The sequence below is a fragment of the Pantoea sp. Mb-10 genome, from assembly GCF_021272205.1.
Lineage (GTDB): Bacteria > Pseudomonadota > Gammaproteobacteria > Enterobacterales > Enterobacteriaceae > Pantoea.
This window is the reverse complement of record NZ_JAJSDX010000003.1, coordinates 456,151-470,828: the sequence shown is the minus strand read 5'-3', so window position 1 is coordinate 470,828 and position 14,678 is coordinate 456,151. Positions and strand designations below refer to the sequence as shown.

The following is a 14,678-nucleotide window of genomic DNA, read 5'->3' as shown; positions in this document are numbered from 1 at the left end:
GAAGGCATTGGGGCTCATCAGCACAGCGGGGACGCGCAAGTGAAAGGAAGTAAACAGGCATTAAACTGGAGCACGCTGCTGATTGCGATCCCCGTGGGGCTTATCGCCTCGCTGGTGACGCTGGCTTTTCGCGGCCTCATCGAACTGATTAACCACCTGTTGTTTGCCAGTGAGAGCGAAATCACCGTCGCGATGCACGCCTGGCCGTGGATATTCTGGCCGATCCTGGTCGGCGCGGGTGGGGTGCTGGCGGGCTGGTTCTTGCGCTATGCCGTAGCGATTGAGCAACAGGAAACCCTGAAAACCGACTATCTCGAAGTGATCAACGCACGTCTTGATGCGGTGCCAACTAAAACGTCGCTGTTTCGCGCGTTCTCCTCCATCGCCAGTATCGGCAGCGGCGCCTCCATCGGTAAAGAGGGACCAATGGTGCAGCTCTCGGCCCTGAGCGGCAGTTTGCTGGGGCGCTGGTTCCCGCAAATGCGCAACAGCGACATTGTGGCGATGGCCGCCGCGGCGGGCCTCTCGTCGGTCTATCACGCGCCGCTCGCCTCGGCGATCTTTGTGGCGGAAATTGCCTTCGGCATTTCCGCGCTGCAGCGGCTAATCCCGCTGATTGTCGCGTCCGCCGTGGCGGTCATGACCATGTGGGCGTTGGGCTTCCGTAACGCGCTTTACCCGCTTTCCAATGCGCAGTTTGCGCTGGACAGCAGCAGCCTGGTGATGACCATCGTGATTGGCTTAGCGTCCGGGCTGGCAGGTTGGCTGCTCATTGCCTTGATTGCGCGCAGCAAAGCGCTGTTCGCACACGTGACCTCGCTGCCCGTGCGGCTTGGGTTGGGGGGATTCGCCGTGGGCTGCCTTGCGCTGATCTCCACCGACATTTTGGGCAACGGCTATGAAGTGATCGTAAAAATCATTGACGGGCACTATCTGCTGGGCGGCCTGCTGGTCTTGCTGGTCTTGAAAACCCTCGCCACCACGTTGTCGGTGGGATCCAACGCCGTCGGCGGCCTGTTCACGCCATCACTGCTGATTGGCGCGCTATTGGGTGTCGTGCTGGCGAAAATCGGTTTGCTGCTGCATCTACCGCTGGGCGATGCGCTGCTGTATGCCGCCATAGGCATGGCCGCCGTGCTGGCAGCGGTCAGCCAGGCGCCGCTGATGGCGATGCTAATGGTGCTGGAAATGACGCTAAACAGCAGCCTGCTGTTTCCGGTGATGATCGCCGCTGTGCTGGCTTCAATGGTGGTCTATCGCCTACAGGCGGCGAGCACGTATCCGGTAGTAAGCACGCATTTCAACCGATCTGAAGCCAAATTTGATTTCGATAACATGCGCGTTGATCAGCTGATTATTCCCGGTGCAGCGCTTGAGCCGCAGGCGTCAGTGGGCCAGGCGCTGGCGGTCAGCTCGCTCAAACGCGAGCGCTATGTCTATGTGATCAACCGCCAAGGACAGTTTCTCGGCGTGGTCTCCATCCACGACATTGCGCGTCAGGTGCTGGCGCAGGCCATCACGCTGGATTCCCCCGTCAGTAGCGTTATGGACCATGATTTTCCGTGCATCTATCAATATCAAAGTATGCGGGAAGGGTGGGAAGCCTTTGCGCGCGTGACGCTGGAGCGTCTGCCGGTGTTAAACAACCCGCAGGAGCGGCGCTTTATGGGGGCGCTGACCAAAACCAGCCTGATTCAAAAGGCGCAGGAGTTCCTTTAAGCCGCGTTGCCGCGCATCGCCTGGTCGGTCATCCACAGGCGAGCGTCAAACTCCAGCTGGTGGTAGTCCGGTTCCATATGGCAGCAGAGCTGGTAAAACGCTTTGTCATGCTGCTTTTCTTTGAGATGTGCCAGTTCGTGCACCACGATCATGCGCAAAAACGGCTCGGGTGCGGCGCGGAAAAAGGTGGAGATGCGAATCTCTGCTTTGGCTTTTAAATTACCGCCCTGCACGCGGGAAATTGCGGTATGCAGGCCCAGCGCATGCTTCATCACTTTGATTTTGTTATCCCACACCACTTTGTTCAGCGGTGGCGCGCTGCGAATGAAGCGGGTTTTTAGCGCCTGCGTGTAATCATACAGTGCGCGGTCGCTGACAATGTCATGTTTGCCCGGATAGCGCTGTTGCAAAAAAGCCCCCAGACGTTGCTGATCGATGAGCGTTTGCACTTGGGCGAGAAGGTTTTCAGGATAACCCTGCAGATAGATGAATGACATTGGGATTCCCGGTGAAAAAAAGTATACTGCGCCCCCCTTTTTAGGGCGAAAATCACGCAAAGTGTACCACGCCGGAGATTCCATGAGCCAACTTGAACTGCCCGACCGCACCCTGACGCTAGAGCGTTTTCCTCCCATGCGCGAAGAGAGCCCGCTTCAGGCGTGGGACGCCGCCGATGAATATCTGTTGCAGCAGGCGCTGCCAGCGGGACCGGTGCTGGTGTTCAATGACAGCTTTGGCGCGCTGACCTGCGCGCTCAATCCGCGTGAAGTCTGGCACGTGAGCGACTCTTTGCTCAGCCAAATGGCGGCTAAACAGAATCTGCGTCTCAACGGCTTGGATGACGCGCAGGTGCATTTTCTGGATAGTCTGGCGCCGTTGCCCGCCGCGCCTGCCGCCGTGTTGATCAAGATCCCCAAAACCCTCGCGCTGTTGGAGCACCAGCTGCGTGCGCTGCGCCACGTGGTGATGCCGGAGACGCTGATTGTCGCCGCGGCAAAAGCCAAGGACATTCACACCTCCACGCAGCAGCTGTTTGAACGCATTCTGGGCGAGAGTAAAACCTCGCTGGCGTGGAAAAAAGCCAGATTGATCTATAGCCGCTACAGCGCGCCCGCGCTGGCTGATGTACCGGACACCACGGTTTGGCCGCTGGATGAGGGGGCGTATCAGATTCACAACCACGCCAACGTCTTCTCCCGCGGCTCGCTGGATATCGGCGCGCGCTTTTTTATGCAGCATTTGCCGTCTGACATTGAGGGCGAAATCCTCGATCTCGGCTGTGGCAATGGCGTAATCGGTTTGATGGCGCTGGCGCAAAACCCGCAGGCTGACGTGCTGTTTTATGATGAATCCTACATGGCGGTGGCTTCAAGCCAGCGCAATGTTGACGTCAACCGACCGCAGGATCTGGCGCGCTGCCAGTTCAGGGTGAATAACGTGCTAAGCGGCTTCCCCTCTGACCGTCTGCACGCGGTACTGTGTAACCCACCGTTCCACCAGCAGCATGCCGTGACCGACCATCTTGCCTGGCAGATGCTGCGCGATGCCAAACGCTGCCTCCAGTACGGTGGCGAGCTGCGCATCGTCGGCAACCGCCACCTCGGCTATCACGTTAAAATGAAAAAACTCTTTGGCAACTGTGAGCTGGTGGCGTCCAACGCCCGCTTCGTGGTGCTGCGCGCCGTGAAGCTGCGCTGAGTTAAATTGTTAACGCCAGTTCAGTCGCCTGGGCAATGGCGCGGCGAGCATCCAACTCCTGCGCCACGTCCGCGCCGCCAATCAGGCGTACCGTTTTGCCGCGCGCAGCCAGCTCATCGGCCAGCACCCGCAGCGGCTCCTGACCGGCGCAGATCACCACATTGTCCACCGGCAGCGTCACGGCTTCCCCTTGATGACGCAGATGCAGCCCCTCATCGTCAATCTTCAAGTATTCCACATCGCCCCACAGCGTAACGCCATGCGCCTGCAGCGTCGCGCGGCGGATCCAGCCCGTGGTTTTTGCCAGGCCCGCGCCAGGCTTGCCGGATTTACGCTGCAGCAGCCAAATCTGGCGATCGGCGGGCAGCGGCTGGGGCGGCACCAAACCGCCGCGCGCCTGCAGATGACGATCGATTCCCCAGCTGCGATAAAAATCTTCGCGGTGCGGCGCGTTGTGCAGCAGAAATTCTGCGGTGTCAAAGCCGATACCGCCTGCGCCAATGATGGCGACGCGCTGACCCACCGGTTTTTTATCGCGGATCACCGCAAGGTAACTCAGCACGCTCGGGTGATCGATGCCGGGCAGCGTTAGCTGGCGCGGTGAAATACCGGTGGCAATCACCACTTCCTCCACCGACTCAAGCTGATCGGCCGTGACGCGCTGCCGGGTGCAAATGCGGACGCCCGCCGCGTTCAACTGGTGCCGGAAATAACGCAGCGTTTCGCTGAACTCCTCTTTGCCGGGGATCTGCCGGGCAATGTTGAACTGGCCACCAATCTCCGCCTCTGCGTCGTACAGCGTCACGTGATGACCGCGCTGCGCGGCCTGAAGCGCAAAGGCCATGCCGGCTGGCCCCGCACCGACCACCGCAATCTGCTTGGGTTGATCGGTGGCGATCACGGGCATTAGCGTTTCATGACAGGCGCGCGGGTTGACCAGGCAAGAGGTGACGTTGCCAACGAAAATTTGGTCGAGGCACGCTTGGTTGCAGGCGATGCAGGTATTGATGGCATCCGGTTCGCCTGTCTGCGCTTTACGAACAAAGGCGGCATCAGCCAAAAACGGTCGCGCCATCGACACCATGTCGGCCACGCCGTCGCGCAGCAGATCTTCGGCAACCTGAGGGTGGTTGATGCGGTTGGTGGCAATCACCGGCACCGAAACAGAGTCACGCAGATGCTGTGTCACCCACGCAAATCCGGCGCGTGGGACGCTGGTGGCGATGGTGGGAATGCGCGCTTCATGCCAGCCAATGCCGCTGTTAAAGATCGTGACGCCACGCTGTTCCAGCGCCCGCGCCAGCGTTAATGTCTCTTCGAGCGTGCTGCCGTTACTGATGAGATCCAGCATCGACAGGCGAAATATAATGATAAAGGCGTCGCCGGTGGCCGCTTTGATCGCCTGCGTGATCGCCAGTGCAAAGCGCTGTCGGCGCGCGACATCCCCGCCCCAGTCGTCATTGCGCTGGTTGGTGTGCGTCACTAAAAACTGGTTGATCAGATACCCTTCCGATCCCATGATCTCCACGCCGTCATAACCCGCTTTTTGTGCCAGTTGGGCACAATGCGCGAAGTCCTGAATAGTCTGGTGAATCTCACTGTCGCTGAGTTCGCGCGGCATATAGGGATTAATGGGCGCCTGCCGTGCTGACGGTGCCACCAGGTCGCGCTGATAGCTGTAGCGCCCCGCATGCAATATTTGCAAGGCTATTTTTCCGCCCGCCGCGTGCACCGCATCGGTTACGGTTCGATGCCAGCCACACTGACTTTCATGGTTTAGCACCGCGCCACCCTGTCCCACGACGCCCTGGGGATTCGGCGCAATCCCGCCGGTGACGATCAGCGCAACGCCTTCGCGAGCACGCTCAGCGTAGAACGCAGCCAGCCGCGCCGCGCCATCAGCGTGCTCTTCAAGTCCGGTATGCATTGAGCCCATCAAAAAGCGGTTTTTGAGCTGAGTAAAGCCCAGGTCCAGCGGGGTAAAAAGATGCGGAAAGCGCGCAGTCATGGTCGCAATCTCTGAGTGGTCGGATGAGTTCAGGTTAGCGGGATTTTATCAGGAAGGGAATTTAAGGCGGTCAGCCTGTGAGAAACGTCAAAAAAAAGCAGGGCGGTAAGCAGTAGACGAAAGTGAGACATCACTTTCGGCAGGCACGGGAAGAGGCTTACGCACCCTGCAATCGTTTCTCTGTGCGGGCTAATGAATTAGCTCTATCATTATTATAATTATAAATTAAATAAACCGTTTATTACCTGTAACACCAGGCGGGTGGAAATAATCGTCGGCGAGAGCCTTACGCTATTATGGATAACGTGAGGTACAAGCACCGTTACGCCGCGCCAACTCTATCACCTCCACCAGATTATCCAGGCCAAGCTTGTTAAATATTTTCGCTTTATGCGTACTTACGGTTTTATTATTTAAGCCAAGCTCGCTGGCGATCATCTTATTGGATTTTCCTTGCGCAAGTTGGCGAAGAATAAGACTCTCTCGCGGCGTTAGACGTGACAGCATATTTTGCTCATTTGCAAATTTCTGGCGGCTGTCAATGATCTCCTCGGGCAGATAGTTTACGTTATTATACACGCAGCCGATAGCTGAAATCAGGGCCTGAATCGGGTCTTTCTTCGAGACAAAACCGTTAGCGCAATGGCTAAATTGTTGTATTGCAGCACTTTTAGATTCGATGCGACTGAGCACAATCATTTTCATCCACGCCTTGGTTTTTACAATGTCACGTAAAAAGGCTATGCAGTTTTTTTCTTCAAAATCGGGATCGATAATAATGATGTCCACTGGGTTGTGAATAACTTCATCAATGGCGTCATTAATATTGTTAACGATATTGACACTATTGAATCCGTTCATTAACAGTAAAGCCTGTACGCCTGCGGCAACCAGGCGATGTTCATCAACGATAAGAATTCTTGCGTTAAACATGGCTTCCCTTATACCAACAAAATGCTAACCATTGCGGAGATTATCACCGCAATGTGGCAAAGGTTAACCGAGAAATGTCTCGTTAGAATTTTGTTTTTATGAGGTGCGATTAATTTTTACGTGTTCTTCTATAAAGGCCATCAGCTGTGTATTTACGCGCTCGACTTCCTGTTTAATCGCCTCAAGCAGCGCGGAAACATCGTGAGCGTTTTCGCGATGGCGCTCCAGCTGACGGCCGAGCAACATTAATTCAGGGGCATTGATGATAGCGGCTCCGCCTTTCAATTTGTGTCCGAGTTCTGCCAGCGTTTTCGCGTCTTCTGTCTGCTGTAATGCGAGGAGCAGCGCTTCATGACTCTCTTGAATGCTATTAATGAGGGTGACGCAGCCTGACGGATCCTTTTCAGCCAACTGCCGCAGCACGGGGGAAAACACGGCAGAGTGATCCTCTGCGAGCGGTTCAGACGCTGTGCTATCGGACGCCGGTTGAGGATGCCGATCCGGCACGGCTTGCGCAATTTTTTCGACCAGCCTGCCCATGTTCAGCGGTTTAAACATGCAATCATCCATGCCTGCCTTCAGGCAACGCCGCATCATGTGGGGCTCTGCAGAGGCGGTAAGGCCAAACAGGGTAATAGGGCGGAGATTGTGCTGCAGTTCATAGTGGCGCAGCGCGGCCGCAAACTGGAAACCATTCATCCCCGGCATATTGCAGTCGGTGATAATCAAATCAAACCGCAACGGCGCTTGCTGCCACAGTGCAAGCGCTTCTGCGGCACTTTCACTGACCACAACCTGGTGCCCTGCCAGTTCTAACTGCTTGCCCAGCAGTAGCCGATTAGGCGCGTGATCGTCAATAACCAGCACCGTGAGCTTATCGCTATTGAGTGGCTTAGACAGGTGAGGGCGCGTTTGATCCTGTGGCTCGCCTTGCCGGGCACGGAAATAAAACGAGAACACAGAACCTTCGTTAAGTTCGCTTTCCACAATCAGTTCGCCGTCCAACAGGTGCGCCAGATTGCAACAAATGCTCAGTCCCAGTCCGGTGCCGGTTTGCTGCTGCTCGCGCTCGCCCACCTGAACGAACGGTTCGAATATCGCTTGCTGCTGCTCTTCCGTCAGACCGCAGCCGCTGTCGCTGACCTCAATGACAAATTCGCAGCTCTCTTCAACCTGGGCAATACCCTGCATCAAGACCACCGTGACCGCACCGTGTTCGGTAAACTTAATGGCGTTACTCAACAGGTTAGACAGGATCTGATTGATCATCAGGGGATCGGTTTTAACCCAGTAAGCGGCGATATCCATTTCCACCCGCAGCGCGATGCCTTTGCTTTCCGCCTGATTGCGAAACAGCGCCACCGCCTGTTCGATGACATCAGGCAAATACACCGTCTCAAACGTCGGCTGATAAAGACCGGATTCAATCTTCGACATATCGAGCACATCGCCTATCAGCGACAGCAGCGCCTGAGCAGAGCTGTAGGCCACGCGAATATTTTCCGAGAGCGACTCCGCTGGCTGTGAGCACGTTTCCAGTTCAAGCAGGCCAATGATGGCGTGCAGCGGCGTGCGGATTTCATGGCTCATGCTGGCGAGAAAATCACTCTTGGAGCGGTTGGCTTTGTCTGCCGCGTCTTTGGCCATTTGCAACTCTTGCAGCAACGCGTTGCGCTCAGTGACATCCACCCAACCGCCAATGACGCCAGCCACTTCACCCAGGCGATCGCGGAACGGCAGCGTCCAGTGATAAACCTGAAAGGACTCCTGATGCAGCTCAATGGTGAGATCGCGGATCACCGCCTCGCCGCTTTTAAGCGTAAGCAGATAGCTCTCTTCCATGCTGTGAATGTTGGCATCGTCAGGGATAACATCCGTCAGGCGCTTGCCAATCACCTCTTCCCGCTGCACGTTAAGAAAGCGCAAATACGTATTATTGCAGTCAACCAGGCGCGTTTGCTTATCGCGGATATACATGGCCACTGGCGAGTCATTAAACAGCGTTTGGGTAAAGTTGAATTGATTCTTGAGCGCATTTTCAGCCTGAATGCGCTGCTGTATGACTCTGCGCAAGTGGCGATTCCACAACAGAATCAGGGCGATCAAACCGGTTGCGACCACGATGATCAGCAGAATAGCGCGTTTGTAATTTTGCCATGTCGCCCGCAGCGAAGGCGACTCCGCCTGGCGCCACTGCGCCTGCAACTTAAACAGCGTATCGGGCGGAATCGCGAGTAAAGCTTTATCGAGAATACGCAACAAGGGCGCATTACCCGGCTCAACGCGCATCACAAAGCGTGCGGGTTCGGCACCGAGTGTGCTCTCGACTTTCAAACTGTCGCCAAAATGATTCCGCATAAAATAATCGGCGAAAATTTTCGGCAGGATCACCGCATCCACCCTGCGTGCTTCCAGATCGCGCAGGGCGTGAAGCGGCTCATCGCTCTCTGTCAGCTGCAAATGTGGATAATGCGCGGTCATCCAGGCTTTCATCTTAGCGTTGCGCAGAATATGGGCCGAGCCAAACGGAAACGGGTTGCGGCCCAGCAGAGGGCGCGGATTAGCCTGACGAACGATAACCCAGTGAGAGACCAGCCACGGACGCGTTACCCAAGGTGTGTCGGCGCCATCTTCCGTCTCTGACATCGCCAGTGGAGAGAGGCGCGGTAGCACTGCCTGCGACGGGCTGTTGTCCTGTGGTTTGTAAGTTAACCCGGTTTGGCCTGCGATCAGATTCAGCACATCGATGGCCATGCCGCGGTACGTTCCACGGGCGATTTCGCTGCTCAGCGGCGCGAGACTGTCGGAAAGCTGCGTGGTAATGACGGGATGCGCTTTCAGCCAGGCTTCTTCATCTTCGCTTAGCGCCAGGGGATTATTTTGCAAGACGTGACGTGCTTCCAACTGCCAGCGATTGGCAATCTGCATGCGCAGTGAAAGGGGCACCAGCGACAGGGCGTGGTTGATGGCATTAGCCAGCGCGGGGAAGTGTGGACTGATGCCAAAGCTTATGTTCATGGGCTCGCGCCGCTCATCGGTGATAAGCGTGAGCGCATTGGCAAATAAATTGCGGTTCAGGTGCATTAATGTGGCGGCGTTCCCCCAGACGCGCTGGGTCTGCCCGAATACCGTGGCGGCGACGGCTTCATAATCGCTGGGAAAGCGTATCAGCTGTGCTTTAGGGAAGAGCCCTTCAAGAGGCTGACGCTGCATGGCATCCCCAGACCAGGCAATGCGCTCGGGTAAGTTGCGGCTCATATCCAAGGGGAGATCGGCCTTATGCCCCGTGACGCCGTAATCCAACAGCCAGGGCTCGCTGGCAATCAAGGTCGACGTATTGGCGCTGGATGAAGACACATAGATGGCCAGCATATGCATCTCACCGCGCATCACCGACGCGAGGGCGGCGCTGTGCGTGGGATAATGATGAATTTTAACGGTGGTATCCAGCAGAGTTTGCATCAGCGACAGGTAATCCGCACTGACGCCTTCAAAGCGCTGGCTATCAATATCCATATACAACGGCGGCTGCGATTGTCCGGCAACGGCCACGTTGATCACTTTATTTTCAAAGCCCGATCGAATGGGCCCCGCTAATTGCATGACAGGCTGTGGAAGATCCGTACGGGCAAGCAACTGTAGCGTTTTAATTTCTGCCCATGCTGATGAAATGGATAAGCAAAGCATAAATAAAAAACAAGCAAACGATAATAGGCAGCGTAACGCCATGCGATCCTCAAAAAGAGCCAGTAGGTTAAGACGAATAATTGCAGTTCAGTATAAATCGACTCAGGTTTAATATATTTCCAACGTCATGAAATAAGCTATTTTGCGACCGTTCTCAAAATTCATCTGCACTAATCTGGCGCAGATAACCTTTGAAGGCGACGCGAATTTTTCTATTTTTAATTGATTTCATGCGCTTAGTAGGATGTTTTTCTTTCAAGACATTTCTTATGTGGTGTTGTTGATGAGTTGCGTCAGAATTTTCGCAGTTTTACAGAAGCAGGCAACAAATAACGCTGCGCAGCAACGGATTATGACACTATTTTTATGGCTCGTTGAGTAAGTAAAAAAAATGACTTAACCCCCTTCATAGACATTTTAATCTGCCGCTAGAAAACGAGTTTCGAGCACTTTTATTATTGTATGACGCCGATTTGTAAAATTGCGTGGTCATCTGAAATGGATAAAGCAAGCGTTGGATAAAGGAAAAGAAAATGGTTTATGCACACAATAAACAGGTGCGTGTCGCTATTCTCGATGATCACCCCATGGTTCGTACTGTGTTTGAGCTCTCTTTAAAACATGAACCCGATATCGAATTGGTCGGGGCATGGGCTTCAAGCAGTGAACTGTTTAACCAGCTAAGAAATACCTCGGTGGACGTATTGGTACTGGATTTTCTGCTGGGTGAACGCGAGTTGGATGGCCTGGCGCTGGTTAAGCAACTGCGCAACCACTATCCGCAGCAAAAAATCTTGATCTCCTCATCAATGGAGAGTCCCGCCATCGTCAAAATGGTACTCAGTGCCGGGGTCAAAGGTTTCATTGGTAAAAGCCATAACATGCAAGAAATCTTGCATGCCATCCGCCAGGTTGCGCAGGGCAGGCTGTTTTTGTCACAGCAGGTGGCCTACGAGATCGAAAATCTGTACGTGATGAACGAAGACGCGCTGGATGACTCCATCGATTTCAGCAGCAAGGGCAATATGTATGAGAAGGTGAAAACCCTGAGTCCGCGCGAGGTTGAAGTGGTGCGCTGTTTCCTGGATGGTTTAAGCGTGTCACAAATCGCCGTGAAATTTAAACGCAGCCGCAAAACGGTGAGCGGGCAGAAGCAGTCGGCCTTGAAAAAGCTGGGGCTGCGTTCCGATTCAGAACTCTTTAAATACAGTAACGACCTCATGTCAGGCCATTAGCATGACATTATCGTGGCCAGGGAGGGCCTGCGATCGTGTCGTCTAGCTTGTTTAGCTCACGTTCTCGGTAACAAGCCTGCCGTAACATCCCTCTGAGTGATCTGCCTCACAGTTTTCAGCCTCGGAACTCGCTTTGATGCCCCTTTGTTTCAGCGCCAAACGGGGAAGCCATGAAGATTGATTCGCATGCCTGCGTGATCAGCGGGAAAAAACAGGTCAGCGTAACGCAGCAGCAAGTTACCTGGGAGGGCAAGGGCACGCTGGTGCGCATCACGCGCGGCGGCATTTGCGGCTCCGACCTGCACTATTATCAAGAAGGAAAAGTCGGTAGCTATGCGGTAACCATGCCGATGATTCTCGGCCATGAAGTCATTGGGTACGTGGTCGAAAGTGACAATCCGGACCTCAAGCCACATCAAAAAGTCGCGATAAATCCCTCCAAACCCTGTGGTGCCTGCAAATATTGCCTGCGCGAACAGGAAAATCAGTGCACTTCCATGCGCTTTTTTGGCAGTGCCATGTATACGCCGCACGTCGACGGCGGTTTTGCCGAATACAAAGTCGTGGACAGTGCACAGTGCATCCCGTTTCCTGATGACGCTGACGAGGCGGTCATGGTGTTTGCCGAACCGCTGGCGGTATGCCTGCATGCGACCTTCCAGGCGGGCGATCTCTCGGGCAAGCATGTGTTTATCTCCGGCGTTGGGCCGATTGGCTGCCTGATTGCGGCGGCGGCCAACGCGCGCGGGGCGGCCTCGGTAACGTGCAGCGATATCAGCGCGCGTTCGCTAGAGATGGCCAAACAAATGGGGGCCACCGATGTCATTCACGCCGCAGAAGGCGATTTTGCCCCTTACCTTGCGGACAAAGGCTATTTCGATGTCGCTTTTGAGGCGTCAGGCCATCCGGCATCGCTGCAGCGCTGTTTAGAGGTGGTTTGCGCCAAAGGGACGCTGGTGCAGGTGGGAATGGGCGGGACCGTGCCGGATTTTGCCATCATGACGCTCATCGCCAAAGAGATCCAGCTGGTCGGCTCGTTCCGCTTTACGCATGAATTTACCCTCGCCGTTGAGTGGCTTGCCACTGGCGTTATCCAGCCCCAGCCGCTTTTCAGCGGGGCCTTTGCCATGCAGGAGATCGACGCCGCGCTGCAATTTGCCGGTGACAAAACCCGTGCAGCCAAAGTGCAGCTCACTTTTTAAGGAACCCACATGAATCCGTTATTTTCTCTTGAGGGCAAACGCGTGCTGCTCACTGGCTCTGCGCGCGGCATCGGTTTTCTGTTAGCGCGAGGCTTGGGTGAAGCGGGCGCTGAAGTGATCATCAACGCCACCACACAAGCGGGAGCCGAAAAGGGCGCCGCGCTGCTGCGTGAAGGTGGCCTGCATGCGCGGGCCAAAGCCTTTGATGTCACGCAGTCCGCGCAGGTACACCAGGCGGTGGAAGAGATTGAAGCTGAATGGGGCGCCATTGATATTTTGGTGAACAACGCCGGCATTCAGCGACGTCGGCCTTTTCTTGAGTTTCCAGAGCAAGACTGGAACGAGGTGATTGCCGTTAACCAGACGGCGGTATTTCTGATGTCGCAAACCGTGGCGAAAAAAATGGTGGCGCGTCAGCAGGGCAAAATCATCAACATCGGGTCAATGCAAAGCGAGCTGGGGCGCGACACCATCACGCCTTACGCTGCGTCGAAAGGCGCAGTCACGATGCTGACGCGCGGCATGTGTGTCGAACTGGCGCGCCACAATATTCAAGTCAACGCCATCGCCCCGGGCTACTTTGTGACGGAAATGACGCAGGCGCTGGCTGACGATCCCGCGTTCACCGGCTGGCTAACGAAGCGCACGCCGGCGGCGCGCTGGGGAAAACCGGAAGAGTTGATCGGTGCCGCTGTATTTCTGGCCTCGCGCGCCTCTGATTTTGTGAATGGTCATCTGCTGTTCGTGGATGGCGGTATGCGCGTCGCCGTGTAATCCCCCGGCGCGCTGGCGTTAATACCAGGCCGCGCCTAAAACTTAATCACCCTCTGTGTTCATAAGGATAATAAAAATGCCCATAACCATCATTGTGCTGGGTGTGATCCTGCTGTTGGTCTTAATGATCGTCTTTAAAGTGAACGGCTTTATTGCTCTGGTATTTGTGTCTGCGGTCGTTGGGATCGCGGAAGGCATGACGCCGCTTAACGTCATGGCTTCCATTCAAAAAGGGATAGGTTCTACGCTGGGAAGTCTGGCGATGATTCTGGGCTTTGGCGCCATGCTGGGACGGCTGGTGTCAGATACCGGGGCCGCACAGCGTGTCGCAACCACCCTGATTGCGGCCTTTGGCAAGCAGCGGCTGCAGTGGGCGCTGGTGGCGACGGGGCTGGTGGTCGGCCTGGCGATGTTTTATGAAGTGGGGTTCGTGCTGCTGCTGCCGCTGGTGTTTACGGTGGTTGCAGCGGCGGGTCTGCCGCTGCTGTATGTTGGGGTGCCGATGGTCGCCGCATTGTCTGTGACCCACTGCTTCCTGCCGCCGCATCCGGGCCCCACGGCAATTGCCACGATCTTTGGCGCCAACCTGGGCACCACGCTGCTGTACGGCATGATCATTACGCTACCGACAGTGATCGTGGCTGGTCCCCTCTTCTCGACCTTCCTGAAGCGTTTCGAAAAATCGCCGCCGGAGGGGCTTTTCAATCCCAAGATCTTTACCGAAGAGGAGATGCCGGGGTTTGGCGTCAGCATTTTTGCCGCGGTGATCCCGGTGATTCTGATGGCGATCGCGGCGGTATTTGAGCTGACCACGCCGAAAGAGAATGCGCTGCGTCAGTTCTTTGAATTTGTCGGCAACCCGGCGGTGGCGCTGTTTATTGCGGTGGTGATAGCCGTGTTTACCCTCGGACTGCGCAACGGGCGTAAGATGGATGCGGTCATGGACATGTGCGGCGACTCTATCGCGGCCATCGCGATGATCATCTTTATTATTGCCGGTGGCGGGGCGTTCAAGCAGGTGCTGGTGGATAGCGGCGTTGCGGATTACATCGCGGGGATGATGAAAGGGTCATCGCTCTCGCCGCTGCTGATGTGCTGGACGGTTGCTGCGATGCTGCGTATTGCGCTCGGCTCGGCCACGGTCGCCGCGATCACCACCGCAGGCATTGTGACGCCGATCATCGCGGCAACCCATGCCGATCCGGCGCTGATGGTGCTGGCGGTGGGATCGGGCAGCGTGATCGCATCACACGTAAACGATCCCGGCTTCTGGTTATTCAAAGGCTATTTCAATCTCAGCGTAGTGGAAACGCTGAAAACCTGGACCGTCATGGAAACGCTGATCTCCGTGCTCGGTCTGGCGGGTGTACTAACGCTCAACGCCATCATTCACTGATGCTCTCGCTGCACAGGGAAGTGCAG

The 14,678-nt window shown here is 55.6% G+C and carries 10 protein-coding genes; 6 read left to right on the top strand and 4 right to left on the bottom strand.

Annotated features, from left to right (window positions below):
• Positions 1–39 precede the first annotated feature (39 nt).
• Complete coding sequence (locus LU196_RS08215) at positions 40–1,719, top strand: chloride channel protein (RefSeq protein ID WP_232758367.1); 1,680 nt, start codon at positions 40–42, stop codon at positions 1,717–1,719.
• Here LU196_RS08215 and LU196_RS08210 read toward each other — a convergent pair.
• A complete protein-coding gene (locus LU196_RS08210; RefSeq protein ID WP_232758368.1) occupies positions 1,716–2,216 on the bottom strand; it encodes a M48 family metallopeptidase in 501 nt (166 codons plus the stop codon). The two genes, LU196_RS08215 and LU196_RS08210, sit on opposite strands and share 4 nt — an antisense overlap.
• 82 nt (positions 2,217–2,298) lie before the next feature.
• Between LU196_RS08210 and rlmG the strand changes: the two genes are divergently transcribed.
• A complete protein-coding gene (gene rlmG / locus LU196_RS08205; protein ID WP_232758369.1) occupies positions 2,299–3,417 on the top strand; it encodes a 23S rRNA (guanine(1835)-N(2))-methyltransferase RlmG in 1,119 nt (372 codons plus the stop codon).
• A 1-nt stretch (position 3,418) separates the two neighbouring features.
• Here the strand turns inward: rlmG and LU196_RS08200 are convergent, their stop codons facing one another.
• The 3 genes from LU196_RS08200 to LU196_RS08190 form a co-directional block, all read right to left on the bottom strand.
• The gene (locus LU196_RS08200; protein WP_232758370.1) at positions 3,419–5,425 is read right to left on the bottom strand and encodes an NADPH-dependent 2,4-dienoyl-CoA reductase; all 2,007 of its coding nucleotides are present in this window, start codon (positions 5,423–5,425) and stop codon (positions 3,419–3,421) included.
• A 294-nt stretch (positions 5,426–5,719) separates the two neighbouring features.
• Complete coding sequence (locus LU196_RS08195; RefSeq protein WP_232758371.1) at positions 5,720–6,358, bottom strand: response regulator transcription factor; 639 nt, start codon at positions 6,356–6,358, stop codon at positions 5,720–5,722.
• 96 nt (positions 6,359–6,454) lie between these two features.
• Entirely contained in the window at positions 6,455–9,961 is a 3,507-nt protein-coding gene (locus tag LU196_RS08190; RefSeq protein WP_232758372.1) for an ATP-binding protein, read from the bottom strand.
• A 617-nt stretch (positions 9,962–10,578) separates the two neighbouring features.
• Between LU196_RS08190 and LU196_RS08185 the strand changes: the two genes are divergently transcribed.
• The 4 genes from LU196_RS08185 to LU196_RS08170 all read left to right on the top strand — a co-directional run bounded on the left by LU196_RS08185 (position 10,579) and on the right by LU196_RS08170 (position 14,652).
• A complete protein-coding gene (locus tag LU196_RS08185) occupies positions 10,579–11,280 on the top strand; it encodes a response regulator transcription factor (RefSeq protein ID WP_232758373.1) in 702 nt (233 codons plus the stop codon).
• Positions 11,281–11,450: 170 nt separating this feature from the next.
• A complete protein-coding gene (gene idnD, locus LU196_RS08180; protein ID WP_232758374.1) occupies positions 11,451–12,482 on the top strand; it encodes an L-idonate 5-dehydrogenase in 1,032 nt (343 codons plus the stop codon).
• A gap of 9 nt (positions 12,483–12,491) precedes the next feature.
• Entirely contained in the window at positions 12,492–13,256 is a 765-nt protein-coding gene (gene idnO / locus LU196_RS08175; RefSeq protein ID WP_232758375.1) for a gluconate 5-dehydrogenase, read from the top strand.
• Between the two features lie 61 nt (positions 13,257–13,317).
• Positions 13,318–14,652 carry a gluconate:H+ symporter gene (locus LU196_RS08170; RefSeq protein WP_370640979.1) on the top strand — a complete coding sequence of 445 codons (1,335 nt, stop codon included), beginning with the start codon at positions 13,318–13,320 and terminating at the stop codon, positions 14,650–14,652.
• Positions 14,653–14,678 lie beyond the last annotated feature (26 nt).

Bases quoted from the DNA above. Each gene is read 5' to 3' on its own strand.
- LU196_RS08210 (WP_232758368.1), bottom strand. From the start codon at position 2,216: ATGTCATTCATCTATCTGCAGGGTTATCCTGAAAACCTTCTCGCCCAA.
- rlmG (WP_232758369.1), top strand. From the start codon at position 2,299: ATGAGCCAACTTGAACTGCCCGACCGCACCCTGACGCTAGAGCGTTTT.
- LU196_RS08200 (WP_232758370.1), bottom strand. From the start codon at position 5,425: ATGACTGCGCGCTTTCCGCATCTTTTTACCCCGCTGGACCTGGGCTTT.
- LU196_RS08195 (WP_232758371.1), bottom strand. From the start codon at position 6,358: ATGTTTAACGCAAGAATTCTTATCGTTGATGAACATCGCCTGGTTGCC.
- LU196_RS08190 (WP_232758372.1), bottom strand. From the start codon at position 9,961: ATGCAATTAGCGGGGCCCATTCGATCGGGCTTTGAAAATAAAGTGATC.
- LU196_RS08185 (WP_232758373.1), top strand. From the start codon at position 10,579: ATGGTTTATGCACACAATAAACAGGTGCGTGTCGCTATTCTCGATGAT.
- idnD (WP_232758374.1), top strand. From the start codon at position 11,451: ATGAAGATTGATTCGCATGCCTGCGTGATCAGCGGGAAAAAACAGGTC.
- idnO (WP_232758375.1), top strand. From the start codon at position 12,492: ATGAATCCGTTATTTTCTCTTGAGGGCAAACGCGTGCTGCTCACTGGC.